Genomic DNA, 25,453 nt, shown 5'->3' with positions numbered 1-25,453 from the left:
TTTTTTTCAAGCGCCAAAGGAGGACGAAACAATGATCGACACACACGCTCATATTTTGCCAGGACTTGACGACGGTGCAGAAACGATGGAGCAAACCAAACGACTATTAGAAAAAGCAGTAGAGGAACAATTAACGGGAATCATTGCGACACCTCACGCTTTTCATCCGAACTTTAAAACAAACCTCGCAGCATTAAACAGACAATTAGAGCTCGTAAATAGCTATATTGCAGAAGAACAGCTTCCCCTTACCATCTATAGTGGCCAAGAATGTCGTTTAGGTGAGAAATTACCAGAGAAACTAGCGGCAAAAGAAGCCTTAACATTAGCGGGATCACGTTATGTGCTATTAGAGTTGCCTTCTTCTGGCATTCCGGCATACACGGTACCAATTATCCAGCAATTAATCACTCAAAACTATGTGCCAATTATTGCGCACGCAGAACGTAACCAAGGGATTATTGAAAAACCAGAACGCTTGAAAAAGTTGTTGCTTCACGGGGCGATGGCGCAAGTGACAGCTGGTTCGATTGCTGGTAGTTTCGGTAAAGCCATTCAACGCACAGCCATGAATTTGATTGACGCGAACTTAATCCATGTGTACGGCTCTGATGTTCATAGCATAGACAAGCGACCTTTCCTTTTTAACGAAGGACTCGATTATTTAGAGAAAAAGAATCGACATGACATGGTCGACATTTTCCTTGAAAACAACGAGCGTATTATATTGGATGAACATTTCCACGTATTAGAGCCAGAAGATATCCAAAAGGGCAAATGGTGGAATATTTTTACTTGATTAATAGCAAAAAAGTATTATTTTGTTTAAAAAATCCTTTCATTTCCAATTGTTAGTATGTTAAAATGAGGGAAGATTTTTTGCCCAGTCAAGTCAAAAGTACTGGATAACGAAAGGAGTGACCCTCATGTCATTAAAAAACCGTGTATCCCTATTATTAGTCGTCGACTCCCTGATTGTCTTTTTCTCTATTTTTGTCGGCTATTATGTGCTGTACCCATATAACGATTTGATGCAAAATCATTTTCTCCTAGCGAGTGCACTGACAATCTTTATCGCCCATCATGCCCTGGCCATGTATTACGGCTTGTATCGCAAAGTGTGGGAATATGCCTCAATCGGAGAATTAACGTCTATTTTTAAGGCGGTTACGTGGTCAATCGTTGTTATTGGTATCGTGCAATACGCATATAGAGGCGATGTGCTGTTCCGTGCATTAATCATCACGTGGATGCTGCACCTTATTTTAATCGGCGGCTCCCGCCTATCATGGCGCTTGCTGCGCGATAGCAAAAAAAGCCACAAAGATTCAGAGCTGAAACGCACGTTGATCGTCGGTGCGGGAAAAGCGGGAACTTTAGTGGCGCGTCAATTGCTCGCCAACCCCGAAAACGGTTTGTTGCCGGCACTGTATGTTGATGACGACAAAAACAAGCAAGGCCTGGACATTTACGGCGTTCGAGTGGTCCATGGCAATACGCAAAACATTGCCGACATCGCCAAAGACAACCGGATCGACACCATCATCATCGCCATCCCCTCACTCGGCAAGCAAGAAACCGCCGAGCTGATCAAAACCTGCATGGACTCAGGCATCCGCACGCAAACCATACCTCTTATTGAAGACATTATGACCGGTAAAGTATCGGTGACAGACATTCAAGATGTTAAAATTGAAGACTTGTTAGGGCGTGACGAAGTTAAGTTGGATATGAATAAAATCGCCAATCAGCTGACGAGTAAAACCATCTTGGTCACAGGCGCGGGCGGCTCAATCGGCTCGGAAATTTCACGTCAAATCGCACGCTTTGGACCGAAAAAGCTATTGCTGTTAGGCCATGGTGAAAACTCCATTTACTTGATCGATATGGAGCTGCGTCAAAAAATTGCACCCGATACCGAAATCATCCCCATCATTGCCGATGTTCAAGACCGTGAACGCATCATGGATATTATGAATATCTACAAACCGGACGTGGTCTACCACGCTGCGGCGCATAAACACGTGCCTTTAATGGAAGGCAATCCGATGGAAGCAGTCAAAAACAATGTGTATGGTACGAAAAACGTTGCAGAAGCAGCGCATATAAACGGTGTCGGCAATTTTGTTATGGTCTCAACAGATAAAGCGGTAAATCCACCAAACGTTATGGGTGCAACTAAACGCTTTGCTGAAATGATTGTCCAAAATTTAGCGAAGCGCAGCGACACAAAATTCGCAGCAGTTCGTTTTGGGAATGTATTAGGGTCACGTGGCTCGGTGATTCCGTTATTTAAAAAACAAATCGCAGCAGGCGGTCCGATTACAGTAACAGATCCGCGCATGACGCGTTATTTCATGACCATTCCAGAAGCTTCACGTTTAGTCATTCAAGCTGGAACATTAGCTGAAGGTGGCGAAGTGTTTGTTTTGGATATGGGAGAGCCTGTTAAAATTGTCGATCTCGCACAGAACTTAATCCGTTTGTCTGGTTATGCAGAAGGCGAAATCGGCATTAATTTCTCTGGTATTCGTCCGGGAGAGAAGTTGTTTGAAGAGTTATTGAATGAAAATGAAATTCAGACGGAGCAAGTGTTTCCGAAGATTTATATTGGAAAGGCGAATCCTGTTAGTGAGGGTGAGTTGACTTATCTTTTGGAGAAGTTGCCTGAGATGCCGAATGATGAGGTTAAAGATGTACTAGTAACTTTGGCTAATCGGAAGAATGTTGAGATGCCAAAAATTAAAGTAGAAAGCATATAAATTTCATTTAATATAAGATCAAAGAGAAGTCTACGATTAAAAATTCTAAGTGAGGTAATTTTAATGGTTATAAACAAATTGAGAGATATTCCTTTTTCTCCTCCAGATATTACGGACGAAGAAATTGCTGAGGTAGTTCATACTTTAAAATCCGGATGGATTACAACAGGCCCTAAAACTAAAGAGTTCGAAAAAAGATTAGCAAATTATATCGGCACTTCAAAAGCAGCCTGTTTGAATTCTGCAACTGCTGCCATGGAAATGACCTTGCGAGTATTAGGAATCGGTGAAGGTGATGAAGTAATTACTACGGCTTATACTTACACTGCAACTGCTTCGGTAATACATCATGTCGGAGCGAAAATCGTTCTAGTAGATGTAGCACCGAACTCATATGAAATGGATTATTCTAAAATGGAAGCAGCTATAACTGAAAGAACTAAAGCAATTATTGCTGTCGATATAGCGGGACTTATGTGTGACTACACTGCAATTTTTAAGGCTATAGAAAATAAAAATCAAATTTATAAAGCTAACAATACGCTCCAGAAATTAATTGGGCGTCCTGTTGTGCTTGCTGATTCAGCTCATGCATTTGGTGCCGTAAGAAAAGGTCTTAACAGCGGGCGAGCAGCGGATTTCACCTGTTTTTCTTTTCATGCGGTAAAAAATCTAACAACTGCTGAAGGTGGAGCTGTTACATGGAGAAATGATCTGGGTTTGGATGATGAGTGGATATATAAACAATACATGTTGCTATCACTTCATGGTCAATCAAAAGATGCATTGGCTAAAACTCAAAAAGGTTCTTGGGAATATGATGTGATTATGCCGGCTTATAAATGTAATATGACGGATATTATGGCGAGTATTGGCCTAGTGCAATTAAGCAGATATGAAGTCTTGAAGGCTAAAAGAAGAAAAGTAATTGAAATGTACGATGAAGGACTTTCAAGGATTGGTGTTGAAGTTCTATCACATTTTGGTGTAGATTATACTTCATCTGGACATCTTTACTTAGTAAGAATTCCAGGAATCAGTGAAAATATGAGAAATGAAATTGTTATCAAGATGGCCGAGTTAGGTATTTCATGTAATGTTCATTATAAGCCGTTGCCGATGTTGAACGCTTATAAGGATTTAGGATTTGATATTAAAGATTTTCCTAATGCATATGATATGTATCAGAATGAAATTACTTTGCCTTTGCATACTATGCTAGAAGATGAAGATGTAGTATATATAATAAAATCTATGGATAATATAATTAAAGAAATTTAAGGCAAGGTGATAACGATGTATAAGAAGTTTGTAAAAAGATTTTTTGATTTAATATTATCAATAGTAGCCTTACCCTTTTGGTTATTAATTCTAGTAGTTGTTGGGCCAATTTTATACTTTTTGGACAGAGGACCAATATTTTACAATGCATCTCGCTTGGGTAAAAATGGAAAAGTGTTTAAAATGTACAAGTTTCGTTCTATGAAGTTAAATGCTCCAGATTTGAGAAATGAAGATGGCTCCACTTTTAATTCTGAAAATGACCCAAGACTAACTAGGATTGGAAAGTTAATACGTAAGACTAGTATAGATGAAACTCCTCAGTTGCTAAATATAATTAAAGGAGATATGAGTATTGTTGGACCCCGACCTGACTTACCAGAAGCGATGAATATATATTCAAAAGAGGAAGTCAGAAAACTTGAAGTTAGACCAGGAATTACAGGTTTCAATCAAGCTTTCTATAGAAATTCGGTCAATACAACAGAGAAATTTAAAAATGATGTTTATTATGTAGATAATCTAAGATTTGGTCTAGATTTAAAAATTGTTTACTATACTGCAATAACGGTATTAATGAAAAGAAATATTTTTGTAAACAGTAACAAAAATAAAGGAAGTGTTGAATAGTGATAATCGGTAGTAGAGTACAACTTATTGCATTAAATGAAGAAGTTATGAATTTATCACTAAAGTGGATTAATGATCCAGAAATTCGTATTTATACTGGTGCTAAATTTCCAGTGACAAGAAATGAGCATGAGGTTTGGTTCGATTCAAAAGCTACAAACAAATACAATAAAACCTTTGCAATACAAATAATCGAGACTGGAAAAATAATAGGTATAGTAGGAAATACTGATTATGATCCACTAAATAGAACTACCTATCCATACATATATATTGGAGAAAAAGACAGCCAAGGTAAAGGAATTGGCCAAGAATCATTTAATCTTATACTGGATTTTTGCTTTGAGGTTCTAAACGTAAATCGCGTATATGGCTATTTATTTGAATATAATTCTGATTCTAAAAATATGCTTTTAAAGTGTGGCTATAAATTAGAAGGAACACTTGAAAAACACTGGTATAAAGATGGTAGCTATCACGATGTATTAGTGATGGGGAAGGTGAGATAGTTTGAAGTATAAAAAGAAAATCATGATATTGGGAGCAAGTATACTTCAGGTTCCAGCAATAATTAAAGCAAAAGAGATGGGTTTGGAAGTCATCGTTTTAGATAAATATGCGAGCGCTCCGGGTGCTGAAATTGCAGATATCTTTTTAAATATAAGTACTCTGGATGTTGCTCGCGTGACTGCAGCAGCAAAAGAGTACCAGATTGATTGCATCATGACGTTGGCGAGTGATCTGCCAATTAGATCTATAGCAGCCGTATCAGCAGAGTTGAAAATTCCAGGAATAGAAAAGGAAGCCGCAATAAGAGTCACAAATAAAAGGTTGATGAGAGAGAATTTACTAATCAATGATGTGCCCATTCCGAATTTTTGTAAGATCTCTAATTATTTAGAATACGAAAAAGCTTTGGAGAAAATAAAAGGGAAAGTTATTGTTAAACCTGTAGATAGTTCGGGCAGTAGAGGTGTGTATTTAATAGAGGATAAGAAGAATATGGATATAGTGAAATTTGCTTATGATTACAGTTCACGCTTTTCTACGAATAATGAAATTTTGGTTGAGGAATACATGGAAGGTCCAGAAGTTAGCGTGGAGTCTATAAGTTATAAAGGCAAGACCACAATTATAGCAATAACCGATAAAATAACAACAGGAGCTCCTAGATTTGTAGAAATGGGACATACACAGCCCTCTAAATTGGAAGAGAATTTAATTAAAGAAATCCGGAAAATTACAATTTCTGCACTAAGTTCTTTGGGAATTGAGAATGGACCATCTCACACTGAAATTATAGTTACAGAAGAAGGACCCAAAATTGTTGAGGTTGGAGCCAGGTTGGGAGGAGATAATATAACGTCGCATCTAGTGCCTCTCTCGACAGGTATTGATATGGTTAAAAATACAATTGAAATTGCGTTGGGAAATGAACCAGACTTAGTGCATACACTAAAAAAAGGATCATCTATAAAATACTTAAATGCTGGTTTTGGTGAAATTACAAATATTTTAGGGATAGATAAAGTAAAAGAACTGAAAGAAGTAAAAGAAGTATTTTTTCACAAAAATGTTGGAGACATAGTGAAAGAAATTACGAATAGTGTAGATAGAACTGGATACATAATAGCTCAGTCAAATTCAGCAGGAGAAGCATACAATATTTGTGAAAGAGCAAGCGAAGATATCAAAATAATTACGAAAGATATCGTTAAACAAATTTAAGGGGATAATAAGAAATGAAATTGATGGTAGTGTTAGAGCACAGATTTTATGAATATCCAAATGGTGAAATTTATAGTGAAAGAGTAATTGATTATGATTTTTTAAAAAGATACTTAAATGTATTTGAAGAAGTAATAGTATGTGGAAGGTTCAAAAATATAAAATTTCCTCTAGAAAAAAAACTTCGAGTAGATGGAGAAGGGATTTCTTTTGTGAAATTGCCAGATTTCAAGGGACCTGAAGAAATGTTGACTAAAAGTTTGATTATTAAGAAAATAATTAAAACAGCTATTAGTAAATCTGATGCAGTCTTGCTAAGGGCACCCAGTCCTACTTCCTATCTTGCTCTTAATACAGTAAAAAAATCAAAGAAACCTTTCGGAGTAGAAATGGTTGCAAATCCGCGAACTGCTTTAGAAATACATGAAAATAAAAATTTAATTAAGAAATTAAAGAATGAACTAATAAAAAAAGTTTGGGTGTTACATGCAAAAGAAGTATGCAAAAGTGCCAATGGAGTATCTTATGTTACTGAGCGAGCCCTGCAAAATGAGTATCCCTGTCATTCAATTTTATTCGGGGAAAGCAAAAAGTTTTTTAATGATTCTTACTCAACTATAAATCTGAAGCAATCAGATTTTACGTATGAAGAGGAGAACAAGAAAAAGAATGAAAATGAATATTTTACTATTTGTCATACTGGTTATATGGATGGAAAAACAAAAGGGCATTTGACAGTTATTAAAACTTTAAAAATTCTATTAAATAGAGGATATAAGGTTAAAGTAAAATTTATAGGGTCGGGAAAATATATGCCGGAATTTGAAGAATATGCAAATAAACTAGATTTAAGAGAAAATGTGGAATTTTTGGGAGGATTATTCGGCTACAAAGAGGTGCAAAAAGTTTTAAGAGCATCGGATTTGTACTTTTTCCCAACTATGTCTGAAGGATTACCAAGGTCATTGATTGAAGCTATGGCTAACAAATTACCATGCATATCTAGTCCAGTAGATGGCATACCAGAATTACTAGAAGGTGAGTTTCTAGCCCCTTATAATTCTACTGAGAGTTATGCTAATAAAATTGAAGAGTTAATAAATAGTCCTCAGTTAAGAGAAGAAGCTGCTGAAAAAAATTATATAAAAGCAAAAGAGTACACCCAACAAAAATTAACGCCAAGAAGAGATCGATTTTACTCTAAACTATATAGTCTTACTCAAGAATAGCGGCGAATAGAAAAATTAGTTAGGAAGAGATTGAATGAGTTTACAGAAAAAAATCACTATAATTTCCTATGTGTTTAATTTGAGTAATACTGTTCGAGCTTATGCGGTTTATGATTCATTAAAAAGTGAATACGAAACTCAAGTACTATATGCAGACTATGATCATTACTCGAAGCAGTATGTAACTTTTGATAACAAAAACTTTAAAAGTATCCACGTACCAGGTTATAAGAAAAACATATCTTTAATGAGAATGGTATCAACCGTATTATTTGGAATAAAATCTTTACAATATTTAAAGCGGGCACGTACAGATTTTGTATATGTCGTATGTCCGCCTAATTTCGGAGCATTTTTAGTTTCCTTTTTTTGTAAAAAAACAAATATTCCATGTATTATTGATATAGTAGATTTGCATCCTGAATCAATACCTTTGAGTAATAAAATTAAAAAAATAGGTGATTTTTTTGGGTTATTTTTATGGAAAAAATTTAGAAATTTGGCAATTAAAAATGCTGATGAGGTCATAGTTGAATGTAACTACTATAAAAATTTTATAGCGTCATCTTTTCATGACAAAGTGCAAACAATATATATTGCAAAACAATCTAATTTACAAATAGTGAAATTTGAAACAGTAAGAGAACATGAAATTAGCATTCTTTATTTGGGATCAATAGGGCACATATACGATTTTGAAACTTTAATTAGTTTAGGAAGAGGATTAGTTAAAAGAAATATTCCAATTAAGATACATATTATTGGAGATGGAGAAAAGAGAAACTGGCTTATAGAGAATTTAGAAGTAGAGAGCATACCGTATATTTACTATGGAAAAATATTCGAAGAATCTAACAAGAAAAAAATAATGGAGATGTGTGATTTTGGTTTCAACGGATTTAAAGATGAAACGTCCGTAGGTTTATCTTATAAAAGTTTAGATTATATGGATTATGGTCTTGCATTAATTAATTCTACTAAAGAAGATACATGGAATCTGATAAATGAAAACCAAGCAGGATTAAATTACTTTGCTGATGATGTAGATTCATTGATAAATAATTTAGTAAACTTAGCTCCTGAAGATGTATTACTAATGAAAAAAAATTCTAGAAAATTATTTGAAAAATACTTTGATAGAAGAGTGTTTGAAAGTAGTATAAGAAAAAAAATGAAAGAATTAATATGAATATTCAATTTTAAATAATTTTTTTGAGGAGTAGAATTTTGAAAAAAAAAATACTTGTATTCTTATTTCAGCTAAATGGTGGAGGGGCAGAAAAAACTGTAGTAAATATTTTAAATAAATTAGATTCTTCGAAGTTTAATATCGTCCTTGTACTTGGTAATGATAAAAATAACCATTATATGGATTTATTGTCTGAAAATGTAACTGTCAAATATTTAGACTGTGGGAAATTAAGAAAGTGTCTATTAAAATTAAGAAAAACAATTATTTTAGAAAAACCAGATTTATTGTTCACTACTATGAATCCTAACAATATAATGCTAGTAGTGGCGGAATTTATAAGTTTTAGGAAGATCCCTGTAATTGTTCGAGAAGCGAATAATAGAACTCAATCTGGGACAGTTACAGTTTTAAATAAGTTAATAACTAAAATTTGTTATAATTATGCTGCTAAAGTCATATCTTTGTCACATGGTGTCAAAGAAGATTTAATTAATAATTTTAAAATAAAGCAAGAAAAAATAAAGGTAATATACAACCCAATTGACATAGACTATATTAATCAAATTAAGAATGAAGAAATATTAGATATAGAGATTAATGGTAATGAGAAAACAATTATTTCAGTCGGTAGATTAGAAGAGCAAAAAGATTTTACAACCTTAATTAGAGCTTTTAATTTAGTTCAAAGCCAAATTAAATCGCGATTACTTATACTAGGAAAAGGGTCACAAGAAGGCTCGTTAAAGAAGTTAGTAACAACATTAAATTTGGAAGAAAAAGTAATTTTTCTAGGTTTTAAAGAAAATCCACAGAAGTATGTAAAAAATTCTGATCTTTTTGCTTTAACATCTAAATGGGAGGGTTTTGGACATGTTATTGTAGAAGCTATGGCAGTTGGAACACCTGTCGTCGTAACCAATTGTAATTCAGGTCCATTAGAAATTATAAAGAACAACGAATATGGAATATTGTCTAACGTTGAAGACTATGTAGATATTTCAAATAAAATAATTAACTTACTAAAGAACGACGTACTTAGTGCGGAATATTCCTGTAAAGGGTTATTAAGATCTGAAGATTTCAAAAGTGATAAAATAGTCAAGGAATACGAAGAAATCTTTTTAGAAACTGGTGGGTAGATTATAAGATGATAGAATATAAAAGCGAACTTCACATTACTATTCCAAGAATTTTACTAATGACACTATGTCTATCAACGATTGCATTTGTAATTAGCTTGTCATATGAATTTTCTTTCACACTAGTTGGAGTTTTAGTAGTAATTTCAATTTTTTTAATTTTAATGCCGCTTTTTTTATGCAAAGACATATTTCACCCCTTTGTGATCTTATCAATCTCAATGCTACTAGCAGTAATAGATTTCTTAAACAAAGATCTAACAAATTCTTCACTTATGGATTTTAAGCTAGGGGAAGAGTATTCTTTGTTAATTATTATTTGTTGGTATTTCTTTTTTTATTTTGGATATTTAATAAGTAATAATCTAGTATTCAATTCTACTATAAAAATCAAGCTCCCTATGGTTAAGCAAAATAGAAAAGTTGCCTATTTTCTTTGGTTGATAGCAATAGCATCTTTTATTTATACTCTGTATGTTATCGGTGGTATATCAGGTATGCTAAATGCGATGACTCATACAACTACTGCATACTCTGGATTAGGCTATCTCAGACAGTTGGTTGGTATAGGTGGCATCTCAGCTTTAATACTTCTAACAGGTGGATATAAGAAGAAATCGATTCTAATACTATTAGCAACTGTAAGTATGTTGATTTTGTTTGGTGGTCGAGCCAATGTGGTGCTAGGCATCGTGCTGCCTTTTTTGATGGTATTTCATTATGTTGTAAAGAAGATTAATATCTTGCAATTAATTACAGTAGGTTTGATAGCATTACTATTCGTAGAATTAGTAGGGATTCTAAGAAAGGTTAGTCAATCCCATTTTTCTATAGATAACCTTTGGAGCTTAATAGTTAATGCTGCAGGAGCAACAGGCAGAGCTAACACAGTTCCGTGGTTGGTAGAGTCACTATTGAGTGGTGAAATTGACTATCAGCTTGGAAAGCCATTGCTTAATATTATATTCGCTCCAATCCCAAGGAAATTTTGGGACAATAAACCAGAAATTATTGATGGGACAGTTCTAATTGCGCATGAGTTGACGGGATCTACAAATTTCGGAATGCCGGCTGGTCCGTATGGAGAAGCATTTTTTAATTTTGGGTGGATTGGTGTAATCTTATTTGCTTTCTTAACGGGATTTATTATCAGTAGGGTATATACAATATTTATCAAAGGCAGAGAAGAACAGACCGTTATGAACGTCGTCTTCTATAGTTTAACTATACAGTCGATGTTGAGTATATTTAGTACTTCTTCACAGTCAAGAATTTTATGGTTTTTTGGTATCTTTTTACTTATATACTTATTTGATACTTTAACTAGTGTTAAATCTAGATTTAATAAATTGCCTATCCTCGCGAAAAAATAGAAATAATTACGGGATTCATAAGTTACTAATGTGAAGAATTTTCAAGCAATATAAATTATGTTTTAGGAAGTGAGATAAAGTGGTCAAATTTTTTTATAAAATGCTATATTATGGAGAAAAAATAAATGTTCGCATTCTAAACATAATAATATACCGATTTTGCCTTTCACTTACTAGGTTAACTTTGCCGTTATTTTACAAATTAACGCCGCAGGTTAAAAAAGGAGTCAGAAAACGGGATGAAAAGAATGCTGGTCCTAAAGTTATAGTTTCTCTAACGACTTTCCCTCCTAGGGTTTCTCAATTGTGGTTAGTATTAGAGTCGCTTTTAAGACAGACTTATAAACCTGATAAAATTATTCTTTGGCTAGCAAAATCGCAATTTGAATCAATAAATATGTTAGATGAACGTATTCTCAAGATGCAAAAGCGAGGTTTGGAAATACAGTTTTGCGATGATTTAAAATCACACAAAAAATATTATTATGCTATGGAAGAATATAGTGGTGACATAATAATTACAGTTGATGATGATATATTTCAACCTGAAAATTTGGTGGGAAATTTAATGAATAAGTATATTGAATTTCCAAATTGCGTTGTTTGTTACCGTGCTCATAAAATTACTTTTGCTGACTACGGAATTAATGAGTATGATGATTGGGATTTGCTTTCAAAGACCTCTGAAGGGCCAGACCATTTACTTATGGCTACTAACGGTGCGGGTGCCCTATACCCTCCCAACTGTTTAAGCAAAGAAGTACTTAAAAAGAACATGATCAAAGAACTATGTTTTGAAGCAGATGATATATGGCTTAAATGCATGAGTTTTATGGGAGGGACTAAAACAGTAAAAGTATGCAAAAATTCCCCGAGAATTTTAACAGTTAAAGGTTCGTCTGAAAATGGTCTAGCCAAAGATAATGTAATTAACAAAAAAAATGATTTTCAACTTAAAAGTGTTATGCAACATTACGGAATTGATTTTAGATGCTCTGATAATTATTAAATCATGTTATAAAATTCGTAGATATAATTCTCGCAAATATTGTCTAGTCAATATCCGTATCTACTCTAGATCGTATGTAATTTGTAGATATGAAAAAATTGGCACTTTTAATTTTCGGAATTATTTTTCTCAAATAACTTAGTTGTATGTGTATATAACATTAACTATAAAGAATAGAGGGGCTTCCCTTGAAAGAAAATTTAATATCTAAATTTTTAAAGTTCTCATATGGAAGTTGGATCGGTTTAATTTTAGGACTAATAACCACAATGATAACTACACGGATTTTACCTCCGGACGTCTTAGGCCAAGTTTCGATGTTTGAACTTTTTTTGCAAATGGGACTTATATTGACTATTTTTGGAACCGATCAATCATTCATCCGGTTCTATTATGAAGAGGAAGAGAATAAAAGAGGAGCACTAATGTACAATAGCTTGAAGCTCCCTATGAAAACAAGCGTGCTATTAATTTTGACAATTATTCTTTTTTACAAGCCAATAACATTTTTTTTGGTAGGTGCACCAGATTTTAGCTTAGCTATATTACTTGTTTTGGGTATAATTTTTCAGCTAATATTCCGCTATGGTCAATTAGTGATTAGAATGGAACAAAAAGGAAATGTCTACTCTCTTCTTCAAATATTGCAAAAGTTATTTAATCTATGCTTTATTGTAGGACTATATTACTTTATAGGTTCTGAGTACGAAGTTCTGGTTTTATCTAAAATCTTTACTCTCTTTTTATTGTTTATACTCTCAATTTATTTAGGTAGAAAATTTTGGAATCTTAAGAATTTTTACATAAGCGATACTAGACACTCTCAAATGGAAATTGTCAAATATGGTGCACCTTTCGTTTTGACAATTTTCATTACGTGGATTTTCCAGTCTTTTGATCAGGTTGCAATTAGACATTGGAGAGATTTTTCAGAATTAGGACTTTATGCAGCGGCAATGAGAATAGTTGCTCTGGTTGTAGTGTTAAGTTCTACATTTACTACATTTTGGACACCAGTAAGCTATGAGAAATTTATAGCTGATCCAGAAGATAAAGCTTTTTTTAAAAATATTACAATTGTTGTATCTTTTGTAATGTTTCTCTTTGCTATCTTAACGATAGCCGGAAAGTATTTAATTGTAAATCTTTTAGGTCAACAATACTTAGATGCTGCGAATATAATGCCATTCCTTGTATTTATGCCAATTTTAATGACCATCTCTGAAACAACTGTAATTGGTATTAACTTTTATAAAAAAACTAAGTGGCATGTTATCATTGCCTTAATTACTTGTGTATTGAATATAATTGGGAATATTGTATTAGTTCCGGAATATGGAGCACTTGGAGCATCAATTGCAACTGCATTTTCATTTATAGTATTCTTTTCCTTGAGGACATACATCTCTTTAAGGTACTTCAAAGTGGATTATCCGCTTAAGAAAATTTATACAATGGTAGTTGTAGTCTCAGCTTATTCTTTTTTCTCAATTTATTCCTCTAGCTGGTTAACGAGCATGCTTATGAGTTTAATACCACTATTGATTTTATTTATAATCTTTGCACAGGATATCAAAAATATAATCAAAATTTTAAATTTGAAAAAGAAATGAGGATAAACTAAGTATTTGATTTTTTAATATGCAAAATAAAATATACCATTTTACTACAATTTTACTACAATTAGGAAGGAGAATTAATGATGAAAGGAATAATTTTAGCTGGTGGAAGTGGGACAAGACTTTATCCACTAACAATGGTTACAAGTAAACAGCTTTTGCCTATATATGACAAACCGATGATTTACTATCCTCTATCAACTCTAATGTTAGCAGGTATAAAAGAAATTTTAATAATTTCTACTCCTGAAGATACTCCAAGATTTAAAGAGTTGTTGGGCAATGGATCGCAGTTTGGAATATCTTTAGAGTACAAAGAACAGCCTTCACCTGACGGATTAGCACAGGCATTTCTTATAGGAGAAACATTTATAGGTAAAGATAGTGTAGCTTTGATTCTTGGAGATAATATTTTCTATGGTCATGGATTCACTGATTTGTTGGAAAGTGCAGCCTCAAGAAGAAAAGGAGCTACGATTTTTGGGTATAATGTTAAAGATCCTGAACGGTTTGGTGTAGTAGATTTTGATGAAAAGGGCAAAGCAAGATCTATAGAAGAAAAACCTGAATTTCCAATATCTACATATGCTGTAACAGGACTATATTTTTATGATAATAGAGTTGTAGATATAGCCAAGGAGATTACACCTTCCGATAGAGGAGAGTTAGAAATTACTGATATCAATAAAAAATATCTCTTGTTAGATGACTTGAATGTTGAATTATTAGGTCGTGGCTTTGCCTGGTTAGATACAGGTACTCATGAATCTCTACTCGAAGCTTCTTTATATATTGAAATGATTGAAAAACGCCAAAGTTTGAAGGTGGCATGTCTAGAAGAAATAGCTTTTCGAAAAGGATATATTAGTAAAGATCAATTGATTTCCTTAGCTGAACCATTAAAGAAAAATGAATATGGCCAATATTTATTGAGGCTTGCTAATCAGCATATAGACATGTTGAATAGGGAAGAGGTGCTTGGATGAATTTCATTAAAACAAAGTTAAGTGGCGTATTAATTATTGAACCAACTATTTTTGGAGACCATCGTGGATGGTTTACAGAAAATTACAACAGAGAAAGTTTCGGGAAAGCGGGATTAGACTTAAAATTTATTCAAGATAACCATTCATTCTCAGCTAAAAAAGGTACCTTAAGGGGTTTGCATTATCAACTTGCACCTAAGTCGCAAACGAAATTAGTAAGATGTACTAAAGGGTCAATCTTCGATGTAGCTGTCGATATAAGAAAAGAAAGCTCTACTTATGGTGAGTGGTTTGGCATTGAACTTACAGCAGAGAATAAAAAGCAATTACTAGTGCCTAAAGGTTTCGCACATGCTTTCATGACTTTGGAAGATAATGTAGAAGTTCAGTATAAAGTGGATGAATTATATTCACCAGAAAACGATCGTGGAATTATTTGGAATGATTTGGATATTGCGATTGAATGGCCTTTAGAAGTCGAACCTACTCTCTCAAGTAAAGATGAAAAAGCATCTTTATTGAAAGATGCTGATAATAATTTTACATTTGGAGCTGAGTAAATGAAGATTTTAGTGACTGGTTATAATGGCCAATTAGGATATGATGTAGTTCACGAAGGATTAAAAAAAGGTTTAGATATGATAGGGATTGACAGAGAAGATTTAAATCTCACAATTAATAAAGATGTAGAATCATTTATTCGTAAATTAAACCCTGATGCAATTATTCATTGTGCAGCTTATACTGCTGTTGATAAATCTGAAGAAGATCGTGAAGGTTGTTGGGATGTAAATGTTAACGGTACTGAATATCTAGCTACTGTTGCTAAAGAAATAGATGCTAAGTTTATTTATATCAGTACAGACTATGTATATGACGGAGAAGGTCAAGAACCATTTGTTGAAAGTGATCGTCCGAATCCTCAAGGCTATTACGGTTTAACAAAATATGAAGGGGAGAAAAAAGTAAAGGAATTACTTGAAAAGTACTTTGTTGTTCGCACATCTTGGGTTTTCGGAATGAATGGTAATAACTTTGTCAAAACTATGCTCAAGTTATCTGAATCAAGAGACGAGTTAAATGTGGTAGGAGATCAAATCGGTTCACCTACATATACACACGATTTAGCAATTCTATTAATTGATATGATTCAAAGTGATAAGTATGGATTATACCATGCATCTAACGAAGGATTTTGTAGTTGGTCAGACTTTGCTATAGAAGCATTTCATCAAGCTGGACAAGGTATAAAAGTAAATCCTATTACAACTGAAGAATATCCTACACCTGCAGTGCGTCCGAAAAACTCTCGGATGTCAAAACAAAAATTAGTTGAGAATGGATTTAATCAGTTACCTACATGGCAAGATGCATTGAAAAGGTATGTAGCAGAACTTCGACAAGAGGTGAAAAATTGATGAACCAGAAAATTCTAGTGACAGGCGGAGCAGGGTTTATTGGCGGGAACTTTGTTCAATATATGGTTGAGAAATATCCGGACTATGATATCTATAATTTAGATTTATTAACCTATGCTGGAGATTTAACTAAACATAAAGAAATTGAAAACAACTCTAATTATCATTTTTTAAAAGCTGATATTGCCGATCATAAAGCTATTAATGAGTTGTTTGGTACATATAAATTTGATTATGTTATTCATTTTGCAGCTGAAAGTCATGTGGATCGTTCAATAACAAATCCAGAGATTTTTGTGCAAACGAACGTATTAGGTACACAGGTTCTATTAGACGCAGCAAAAAATATAGGTGTGACTAAGTTCGTACATGTATCAACGGATGAAGTTTACGGGGAATTAGATTTTGATCCAGCGACATTCTTTACAGAAGAAACACCTATACAACCTAATAGTCCATATAGTGCGAGTAAAGCATCATCAGATTTACTAGTTCGTGCCTATCATGAAACGTTTAACTTGCCGATTAATATCACGCGTTGCTCGAATAATTATGGTCCTTATCATTTTCCAGAAAAACTTATTCCTTTAACAATCTCTCGGGTACTGAACGATCAAAAGGTCCCGGTATATGGGGATGGTAAGAATATCCGTGATTGGCTACACGTTATTGATCATTGTGCGGCAATTGATCTTGTTATGCATGAGGGTGATAATGGTGAAGTTTATAATGTTGGCGGACACAATGAAAAGACTAACTTAGAAGTTGTTAAAACGATTATTAATACACTAGATAAATCAGAAGACCTGATTGAATACGTGAAAGATCGCTTAGGACATGATAAACGATATGCAATCGATCCAAGTAAATTAGAAAAGTTAGGCTGGCAGCCCACTTATACATTCGAAACAGGGATTGCTCAAACAATTAAGTGGTACCTTGATAATAAAGACTGGTGGGAAAGAATTATTTCTGGAGAATACCAGAACTATTTCGAAAAGCAATATTCTAAATAAGTCTTTCCTTTCCTTATAAAGCCAAAAAAATATGTTTATAGAAGTAAGGAGTAGGTATGATGTTTAAAATAGCTGTAGCAGGAACAGGCTACGTAGGTCTAGTAGCAGGAGTATGTTTTGCCGAAAAAGGACATCAAGTAGTCTGTGTTGATATAGATGAAGCAAAAGTGAATATGATGAGATCAGGTACATCACCAATATATGAGGCTGGCCTAGAAGAGCTAATGAAGAAAAATTATGAGGCAGGTAGATTGCAATATACAACTGATTACAAATCAGCTTATAAAGACGCAGATGCAGTATTTATCGGTGTGGGCACACCAGAAAATGATGATGGCTCTGCGAATCTATCATATATAGCAACGGTCGCTCGACAAATTGCTGAAACAATTGAAAAAGATTGCTTAGTTACTGTGAAATCTACAGTTCCAGTCGGAACGAATGATAAAGTAGAGCAATTTATTCACGATTTTTTAATTAACGACGTAAGAGTAGAAGTGGCTTCAAATCCAGAGTTTTTAGCACAGGGGTCTGCTGTGCATGATACATTAAATGCGAAACGTATTATCATTGGTACAGAAAGTGGATGGGCTGAAAATCTTTTGCAAAAAATTTATGAGCCATTTAATTTACCGATTGTATCGGTGAATAGAAAGTCTGCTGAAATGATTAAATATGCTTCTAATGATTTTCTAGCATTGAAAATTTCTTACATGAATGATATCGCGAATCTTTGTGAATTGGTTGGGGCAGATGTTGAAGATGTTGCCAAAGGGATGAGCTTTGATGACCGTATCGGTAGCAAGTTCTTAAATGCTGGTATTGGGTATGGTGGTTCTTGTTTCCCGAAAGATACAAAAGCACTTGAATACTTGGCCACGCAAAACGGATACGATTTAAAAACGGTAAAAGCTGCTATCGATGTGAATAAAGATCAAAAGACCTTACTGTATAAAAAAGCGAGTAATCGATTGATTACATTTAGTGGACTCAAAGTGGCTGTTTTGGGATTGACCTTTAAACCAGGAACAGATGATTTGAGGGAAGCACCATCTTTAGACAATGTACCTTTATTATTAAAACAAGGTGCAGACATTTATGCATACGATCCAATTGGTGCAGAGAACTTTGCAAAAAAATTCCCGGAAGGCAAAATTGATAATGGTAGTATCACATATGTCTCAAGCATCGAAGAAGCTTTGGAAGATGCGAACGTCTGCTTTATCTTTACTGAATGGGAAGAAGTGAAGACAATCGATGCACAAACGTATAAACAGTTAATGAGAACACCTCTGCTGTATGATGGTCGGAATCTACATAGTGTGGAAGAGATGAAACAAGCTGGAGTAGAGTATTATTCTGTTGGTCGGGCGCCCGCAAACAAAGATGCACTCAAGGAGTTGAGAAAGCTTGAGTTACAAGCCGCTAGACTCTAGTAAAGTATATTTCATCACCGGCGCAGCTGGATTTATTGGTTATTACCTTACAAATCGCTTATTGGAAGCTGGCTGCAAAGTAGTTGGAATTGACAACCTTAATGAATACTATGACGTTAAATTGAAGCATGATCGTTTGGCTCAATTGAAGTCAAATAAAAAATTCACTTTCGTCAAAGGAGACATTTCGGATAAAGAATTAGTCACAAGTCTCTTTGAGGAATACAAACCGAATATCGTAGTAAACTTAGCAGCTCAAGCAGGTGTGAGATATTCGATTGAAAATCCTGATGTCTATATTCAAAGCAACGTTATCGGTTTCTACAATATTATAGAAGCTTGCCGTCATTATCCAGTGGACCACTTGTTGTATGCTTCATCGAGTTCTGTATATGGAGCCAACAAGAAAGTGCCTTTCGAGGAAACTGATTTTGTGGATAATCCGGTGTCGTTATATGCGTCTACAAAGAAATCGAATGAATTGATGGCTCATACCTATAGCCATTTATACAAAATCCCAGCAACAGGACTTCGATTCTTTACAGTATACGGTCCAATGGGACGCCCGGATATGGCCTACTTTGGTTTTACAGACAAACTGTTTGCAGATGAGGAAATAAAAATCTTCAATGATGGTGATTTTGAAAACGACTTATACCGTGATTTTACCTATGTGGATGATATTGTAGAAGGAATTCAACGTCTTTTATCAAATCCGCCAAGTGAAGATGGGGAAGTCCCACATGAAATCTTTAATATTGGTAATAGTAGCCCAGAGAAACTGATGGTCTTTATTGAGACACTTGAGAAATGTTTGAGTAATAGCTTAGGGAGAACAATAGAGTTCAAAAAGAAATTTGAGCCGATTAAGCCGGGTGATGTGCCTGCGACGTATGCTTCTACAAAATTACTGGAAGAAGCGATTGGCTTCAAACCGAAAACATCTATTGAAGAGGGACTACAAAAGTTTACTGATTGGTATTGTGAATACTACAAAATGGTTTAACTATCTCTTTAGGTAGTTGCTTCAATTATTTAATAAGAAAAGACTGATTATTAAGGTCTAGAGTATAAGTAGGTGTTAAGATGAAAGTGAAAAAAGCCATTATTCCCGCAGCTGGACTCGGAACCCGCTTCCTGCCAGCGACAAAAGCTATGCCAAAAGAAATGTTACCAATTGTCGATAAACCAACGATTCAATATATAATTGAAGAAGCCATTGCTTCTGGTATCGAGGATATTATTATCGTTACAGGGAAGGGTAAACGTGCAATAGAAGACCATTTTGATCATGCATTTGAATTGGAAGATACTTTGATGAGAAAAGGTAAGATGGATATGTTGGATTCTGTTTTAGAAACTTCTAAGGTAGAAATTCACTTTATTCGTCAGAAACAGCCTCTTGGTTTAGGTCATGCGATTTGGTCAGCTCGTAAGTTTATTGGTGATGAACCATTTGCTGTTTTGCTAGGTGATGATATTGTTGAAAATGATGAGCCTTGCTTAGCTCAATTGATGAATCAACATGAAGTAACTGGTAAGAGTGTAATCGGCGTCCAACAAGTGGCTGCACAAGACACAGATCGTTATGGCATTATTGATCCTGTTTCAGTAGACGGTAAATTGATCCAAGTTAACAAGTTTGTTGAGAAACCAACAGCCGGAACAGCCCCATCAAATTATGCAATCATGGGTCGCTATATATTAACCCCGGAAATATTTGAATACTTAGGTCAGCACCAACTAGGAGCAGGTGGAGAAATTCAATTGACTGATGCGATTCAGAAGTTAAATGAAGTTCAGTCGGTTTATGCTTATGATTTTGATGGCCAACGTTTTGATGTTGGTGAGAAATTCGGTTTTATTGAGACGACAATTGAATTTGCTTTGAAACGTCCAGAGCTGCGTGAGCAGTTGTTGGAGTTGTTTGAGAAAAAACTTCAAGAAGCTACAGTTAAGTAAATTAGTATACGCAAAAACGCGCCCCTGTGAGCGAAACAATTTAGCCTATACAAAGAAATTGAATAACGAAAAGGCCATCTTCCGTGAAATCAATGGATTTCGAAGATGGCCTTTGTGTATTTATGGAGAGGGATAAATAGTCATAACTGAGCCGTACACAGGGAACAACTGGAGAATGTTTTCCAGTAAAGCCATCAGAAGTGTTTATAGCCCTTGAATAATACGTAAGCGTCTAATAATGAACACCTGGTTTCTTAGAAAAGAAAATGCCTTTCCGATTTTTTGTCGGAAAGGCATTTTTTATTTTTTCTTTTGGATATAACAGTCTTTCGGAAGTTCCTTCGACCACAGCATGAGATGCTCGGTAAGCGTCTAATAATGAACACCTGGTTTCTTAGAAAAGAAAATGCCTTTCCGATTTTTGTCGGAAAGGCATTTTTTATTTTTTCTTTTGGATATAAGTAAGCGTCTAATAATGAACACCTGGTTTCTTAGAAAAGAAAATGCCTTTCCGATTTTTTGTCGGAAAGGCATTTTTTATTTTTTCTTTTGGATATAACAGTCTTTCGGAAGTTCCTTCGACCACAGCATGAGATGCTCGGTAAGCGTCTAATAATGAACACCTGGTTTCTTAGAAAAGAAAATGCCTTTCCGATTTTTGTCGGAAAGGCATTTTTTATTTTTTCTTTTGGATATAACAGTCTTTCGGAAGTTCCTTCGACCACGGCATGAGATGCTCGAGGTTCAGGTCCGCCGTCATGTCCAGCTGCGGAAGTTCTTCGAAAAGAAATTGAAGGTAGAAAAATGGATTTAAGCCATTCTCTTTGGCTGTCTCTACGAGACTGTAGATGATGGCACTGGAATTCGCTCCGCTTGTCGAAACGGCGAACAGCCAATTTTTTCGTCCAATGACGAACGGTTTAATCGACCGTTCCGCACGATTGTTGTCGATCTCGATGCGTCCGTCTTTCATGAATGTTGTCAGCTTATGCCATTGATTCAACGAATAGGTGATGGCTTTCCCGGTGGCTGATTGCGGCGCAATGATTTCTTTTTGTTCATGGAGCCAAGCCAAATAAGCATCCAGCACAGGCTGACTGTCTTTTTGTCTTATTTTCAACCGCTCTTTGGCGTCCAACTTCTTGATTTTTCGTTCAATCGCGAATAATTGGTTACAGAAGTTGAGGCCCTTTTTGGCAATCGTCGATCGGGTGGAACTTGATGAGGGGCTCTTCAATGCCTTCAGCGCCTCATCGAATTTCCGACGGGCATGTGCCCAACAGCCCGCGAGCTCCACATTTTCGAGCGATTCATAACCGGCATATCCGTCGACGTTGAGGTAGCCTTCGTATCCCTTCAAGAAATCCTTCGGATTTTTACTCGATCGGTTCGCTCGGTAATCGAAAAGGACCATCGGTTTTTTCGTTACAGAACTCGTGCGATAGAGCCACATGTACGACTTGGATTGTGCTATCTTGCCGGGTTCATCGAGAACTTGCAGGCTGGTCTCATCGGCATGAAGCAACTCTTCCTGCAGGAGTTGACGGTGGAGAAGATCATAAAACGGGCGCAACCAGCGGGTCGTACTTGAAATCATCCAATTCGAGAGTGTCTGGCGGTTCAACGGGATGCCCATCCGTTCCAGCTGCTTTTCCTGACGATAAAGCGGAAGACCATCCGCAAATTTTTGCGTCATGACAAAGGCGATTGCGGAAGGTGAAGCCAATCCCTTTGGGATGACTGGATTTGGCATTTTCGCTTTGACGATGGGAGTCGTGATGGCATGCTTCTCACAATGACGGCAGCTGTAAATGTGCTGAACGTGTTCCACCACTTTGACCTGCGCCGGAACGACCTTCAATTCTTGCCGGGTTTGGTGGCTCATTTCATGAAGTTCGTGATTGCATGCCAAACAGACCTTCTCTGCATCAGAAAGGTCGTAATGGATGGTTTCGACCGGCAGGTCTTTCAGTTTTTCTGCACGGCCGCCAATTTTTTTGCGCGTGTAGTTGATGGTCTCCATTGTCGGTTCCGCCAATAAGACGGCAGAAGAGATTTCGGCTTCGTTGAAAAGCTGAAGCGTCAACTGGTTGTCGTCCGTCTTTTCGCTGGATACACCAAAGCGTTTCTGCTGGGCCAATCGAAACTGCTCTTCGTACCACTGCACCTTCAGCTCCAGTGTCTTCATCTGGTTCTCTAGCTGCGCGTTCTTCTTTTCCAATTCTTCAATTGTGGGTGAGGTCTTTCCGTCCATTATTTTCATAAGTCTAAGAATAGCACAAAAGTTTTGCCTCAAATAGACCTAAATGATTTTTTTCGCCGCAACGGATGGATGCGCCTGACGTTGGTTCAGCGGCAGGCCATCAAGCAACCAGTTCAACTGCCGAGACGTGATTGGAAGGGGCAGGCTGGACCCAAGGTCCGGCCAATCGAACAACCCTTTTTCCAATCGGCGGTAGTAGAGCCAGAAGCCATTGTGATCCCAGAATAGAATCTTGAGCTTGTCTTTCTTCCGGTTACAAAACACAAAGAGCGCGTTGGAAAAAGGATCGAGCTGAAATAATTCCTGGACGATAACCGCGAGCCCATCAATTGACTTTCGGAGGTCTGTCGGTCCGGTAGCCAAATACACCCGCTCGACAATTCGGCCATTCATCATAATTGATTAAGTGTCCGAAGGACCTTCAGTAACAGTTCGTCCTGGAAGCCACTCATCACCTCAATTTCCACATTTTTTATTTTCAACGTAAGCGTCGTCTCGCTCGAAGGTTCTTCTACCAGACAGGAGACCCAAGCGGTCTCTTGCGACTTTTTGGATACGGGCGACTGTTTGCGCAGCCAGTATTTCATCGTGTGGAGTTTGATGTCCTTCCTCTCGCACCATTGAACTAAAGTTTCTCCACTTTCCCGATATTCACTGATTTGACCTGTCCAATATAATTCTTTCTCTTTTCTTTTCAAAAAAACTCCTCCCAGAAATTTAAGTCTGGAAAGAGCATCTCATGAAGAATCTTCTATTAGAACGTGCTCATTATTGGACGCTTACAATAATACCACCTCTGCCATGCGAGTACCACTCCTATATAATTAGTTTGCGGAATATTCCGTAAATAAATTGTAGAGGAGTTTTTCTATGGTCAAATATCGTGAGATCCTTCGGCTCCATTCCCAGGGAATCTCTAAGAGGAGTATCGCATCAAGTTGTCGATGTTCACGTGTCACTATCAATGAAGTTCTTGAACGAGCTGAGCAACATGGACTAAGTTGGCCGTTGCCTGACGACCTGGATGATACACAGATCCAAAAGCTGATGTTTCCAGAGAAGTTCATATCTGAAGAAAGGAATTTACCAGATATGGACTATATCCACAAAGAGATGGCAAAGTCTGGCGTGACACTATCTCTGCTTTGGAGCGAGTATGTATACAAATGCCGCAGCGAAGGAACGATTCCGTACAGCTACCGCCAGTTCTGTCGAGCGTATAGTGGATTTGCGATGACTAACAAAGCGACGATGCGCATTCGCAGAAAGCCTGGGGAAATTTTAGAAGTGGATTGGGCGGGTGATCCGATGCGAGTTGTAGATAGGGAAACAGGCGAATACCATAAGGTATCGCTATTTGTAGCATCGCTCTCCTGTAGTTCATACTCTTATGCGGAAGGATTTTTTTCGATGAATTCTTTGAGCTGGGTGACTGCACATATTCATGCGTTCGAGTACATGGGAGGAGTGGCTAGGACACTTGTGCCTGATAATCTATGGACCGGAGTTGACAAGTCCTCTAGCTATGAACCAGTCATTAACAAGACTTATCAGGAATTAGCTGAGCACTATCAGACCGTTGTCATCCCTGCACGTGTCAGCCACCCAAAAGACAAACCAAATGTGGAGAGAAACGTAGGAATTATCGCAACTTGGATTATCGCATCTCTAAGAAACGAGCGATTCTTCTCGCTGGATGAGTTGAATAAGGCAGTAAGGGTAAAGCTCGATGAATTCAATGCAAGACCTTTTCAAAAAAGAAAAGGAAGCCGATTGGACGCTTTTCAAGAGGAAGAAAAGTTTTCACTGATTGGTCTGCCGGCTTCCCGATACGAGATGGCTTTGTGGAAGAAAGCCACTGTACAATTAGATTATCACATCTGTATCGATGAGATGTTCTATTCTGTCCCTTATGAATATATCAAACATAAAGTTGAAATACGTCTTACCCGGACGATGGTGGAGGTCCATTACAACAATTTTCGGATTGCCAGCCACAAAAGACTATTCGGTAAAGCTGGCCAAACCTTGACTGTGCATGAACATATGCCACCTAAACATCAGCAGTTTGTGACCTTCACACCGCAGCACTTTAAAGACTGGGGAGGGTCCGTCGGACCATTTACAGAGACGGTCATCCAGACGGTATTGAAAGATTCCACAAACGAGAAACAGGCATTGAAACTCTGTCTGGGAATCTTGAAATTGGGCGATGTTTATAGCTTAAAGGAACTTGAACAAGCTTGTGAAAAATCCTTGTCTGTCTCTCCACGGGTGAGTCTCAACAATATGAAAACAATTTTGAAGACCGAGAGAGAGCTACCTAGCAAAGTTGTAAAACCAAAATCTAAAAAACTATCAGAACAGCACGGTTTTGTCCGTGGCGCTGATTATTTCAGGGGGAAATAAA

General features: G+C 36.3%; 23 protein-coding genes. 20 read left to right on the top strand and 3 right to left on the bottom strand.

Annotation, left to right across the window (positions count from 1 at the left end):
* The first annotated feature begins 31 nt into the window (after positions 1–31).
* From BBI08_RS13235 to galU, 19 genes are all read left to right on the top strand, one after another.
* The gene (locus BBI08_RS13235; RefSeq protein WP_008496962.1) at positions 32–799 is read left to right on the top strand and encodes a tyrosine-protein phosphatase; all 768 of its coding nucleotides are present in this window, start codon (positions 32–34) and stop codon (positions 797–799) included.
* Positions 800–926: 127 nt separating this feature from the next.
* The gene (locus BBI08_RS13230) at positions 927–2,762 is read left to right on the top strand and encodes a polysaccharide biosynthesis protein (protein ID WP_065528202.1); all 1,836 of its coding nucleotides are present in this window, start codon (positions 927–929) and stop codon (positions 2,760–2,762) included.
* A gap of 63 nt (positions 2,763–2,825) precedes the next feature.
* Complete coding sequence (locus tag BBI08_RS13225; protein WP_008496963.1) at positions 2,826–4,043, top strand: DegT/DnrJ/EryC1/StrS family aminotransferase; 1,218 nt, start codon at positions 2,826–2,828, stop codon at positions 4,041–4,043.
* Positions 4,044–4,058: 15 nt separating this feature from the next.
* Positions 4,059–4,673 (top strand): sugar transferase, encoded by a 615-nt coding sequence (locus tag BBI08_RS13220; protein ID WP_008496964.1) that lies wholly within the window; start codon positions 4,059–4,061, stop codon positions 4,671–4,673.
* Entirely contained in the window at positions 4,673–5,182 is a 510-nt protein-coding gene (locus BBI08_RS13215; protein ID WP_040850577.1) for a GNAT family N-acetyltransferase, read from the top strand. The genes BBI08_RS13220 and BBI08_RS13215 overlap by 1 nt, the downstream gene beginning before the upstream one ends.
* Before the next feature lies 1 nt (position 5,183).
* Positions 5,184–6,401, top strand: a complete 1,218-nt coding sequence (locus tag BBI08_RS13210; RefSeq protein WP_083383323.1) for an ATP-grasp domain-containing protein — start codon at positions 5,184–5,186, stop codon at positions 6,399–6,401.
* A 14-nt stretch (positions 6,402–6,415) separates the two neighbouring features.
* Complete coding sequence (locus BBI08_RS13205) at positions 6,416–7,630, top strand: glycosyltransferase family 4 protein (RefSeq protein ID WP_065528201.1); 1,215 nt, start codon at positions 6,416–6,418, stop codon at positions 7,628–7,630.
* A 34-nt stretch (positions 7,631–7,664) separates the two neighbouring features.
* Positions 7,665–8,819, top strand: a complete 1,155-nt coding sequence (locus BBI08_RS13200) for a glycosyltransferase family protein (protein ID WP_065528200.1) — start codon at positions 7,665–7,667, stop codon at positions 8,817–8,819.
* A 38-nt stretch (positions 8,820–8,857) separates the two neighbouring features.
* Positions 8,858–9,961, top strand: a complete 1,104-nt coding sequence (locus BBI08_RS13195; RefSeq protein WP_156874348.1) for a glycosyltransferase — start codon at positions 8,858–8,860, stop codon at positions 9,959–9,961.
* Between the two features lie 8 nt (positions 9,962–9,969).
* Complete coding sequence (locus BBI08_RS13190; protein ID WP_083383320.1) at positions 9,970–11,334, top strand: O-antigen polymerase; 1,365 nt, start codon at positions 9,970–9,972, stop codon at positions 11,332–11,334.
* Between the two features lie 79 nt (positions 11,335–11,413).
* Positions 11,414–12,343, top strand: coding sequence for a hypothetical protein (locus BBI08_RS13185; RefSeq protein WP_065528198.1), 930 nt, complete (start codon positions 11,414–11,416; stop codon positions 12,341–12,343).
* Positions 12,344–12,531: 188 nt separating this feature from the next.
* Positions 12,532–13,956 (top strand): lipopolysaccharide biosynthesis protein, encoded by a 1,425-nt coding sequence (locus tag BBI08_RS13180; protein ID WP_065528197.1) that lies wholly within the window; start codon positions 12,532–12,534, stop codon positions 13,954–13,956.
* An 89-nt stretch (positions 13,957–14,045) separates the two neighbouring features.
* Entirely contained in the window at positions 14,046–14,948 is a 903-nt protein-coding gene (gene rfbA, locus BBI08_RS13175; protein ID WP_040850588.1) for a glucose-1-phosphate thymidylyltransferase RfbA, read from the top strand.
* A complete protein-coding gene (rfbC, locus tag BBI08_RS13170; protein WP_008496975.1) occupies positions 14,945–15,508 on the top strand; it encodes a dTDP-4-dehydrorhamnose 3,5-epimerase in 564 nt (187 codons plus the stop codon). Before rfbA ends, rfbC begins: the two co-directional genes overlap by 4 nt.
* Complete coding sequence (gene rfbD, locus BBI08_RS13165) at positions 15,509–16,366, top strand: dTDP-4-dehydrorhamnose reductase (protein ID WP_065528196.1); 858 nt, start codon at positions 15,509–15,511, stop codon at positions 16,364–16,366.
* The gene (gene rfbB, locus BBI08_RS13160) at positions 16,366–17,382 is read left to right on the top strand and encodes a dTDP-glucose 4,6-dehydratase (RefSeq protein ID WP_008496978.1); all 1,017 of its coding nucleotides are present in this window, start codon (positions 16,366–16,368) and stop codon (positions 17,380–17,382) included. Before rfbD ends, rfbB begins: the two co-directional genes overlap by 1 nt.
* A 59-nt stretch (positions 17,383–17,441) precedes the next feature.
* Positions 17,442–18,818 (top strand): UDP-glucose dehydrogenase family protein, encoded by a 1,377-nt coding sequence (locus BBI08_RS13155; protein WP_008496979.1) that lies wholly within the window; start codon positions 17,442–17,444, stop codon positions 18,816–18,818.
* Complete coding sequence (locus BBI08_RS13150; RefSeq protein WP_008496980.1) at positions 18,793–19,824, top strand: GDP-mannose 4,6-dehydratase; 1,032 nt, start codon at positions 18,793–18,795, stop codon at positions 19,822–19,824. Before BBI08_RS13155 ends, BBI08_RS13150 begins: the two co-directional genes overlap by 26 nt.
* Positions 19,825–19,904: 80 nt before the next feature.
* A complete protein-coding gene (galU, locus tag BBI08_RS13145; protein WP_008496981.1) occupies positions 19,905–20,780 on the top strand; it encodes a UTP--glucose-1-phosphate uridylyltransferase GalU in 876 nt (291 codons plus the stop codon).
* Positions 20,781–21,456: 676 nt separating this feature from the next.
* On the opposite strand, the gene tnpC is transcribed toward galU, so the two are convergent.
* Genes tnpC through tnpA form a run of 3 tightly spaced genes read right to left on the bottom strand, consistent with a single transcriptional unit; the run spans position 21,457 to position 23,741 of the window.
* On the bottom strand, positions 21,457–23,043 hold the full coding sequence (gene tnpC, locus BBI08_RS13140) for an IS66 family transposase (protein ID WP_065528195.1): 1,587 nt from the start codon (positions 23,041–23,043) through the stop codon (positions 21,457–21,459).
* 39 nt (positions 23,044–23,082) lie between these two features.
* Positions 23,083–23,439 (bottom strand): IS66 family insertion sequence element accessory protein TnpB, encoded by a 357-nt coding sequence (gene tnpB / locus BBI08_RS13135; protein WP_040850592.1) that lies wholly within the window; start codon positions 23,437–23,439, stop codon positions 23,083–23,085.
* The gene (gene tnpA, locus BBI08_RS13130) at positions 23,436–23,741 is read right to left on the bottom strand and encodes an IS66 family insertion sequence element accessory protein TnpA (protein WP_051041677.1); all 306 of its coding nucleotides are present in this window, start codon (positions 23,739–23,741) and stop codon (positions 23,436–23,438) included. Before tnpA ends, tnpB begins: the two co-directional genes overlap by 4 nt.
* Positions 23,742–23,913: 172 nt before the next feature.
* Here tnpA and istA point away from each other — a divergent pair, with 172 nt between their 5' ends.
* Positions 23,914–25,452, top strand: coding sequence for an IS21 family transposase (gene istA, locus BBI08_RS13125; protein ID WP_008496983.1), 1,539 nt, complete (start codon positions 23,914–23,916; stop codon positions 25,450–25,452).
* Position 25,453 lies beyond the last annotated feature (1 nt).

The organism is Planococcus halocryophilus (genome assembly GCF_001687585.2).
Taxonomy (GTDB): Bacteria; Bacillota; Bacilli; order Bacillales_A; family Planococcaceae; genus Planococcus; species Planococcus halocryophilus.
This window is presented reverse-complemented; position numbering and strand designations above follow the sequence as displayed.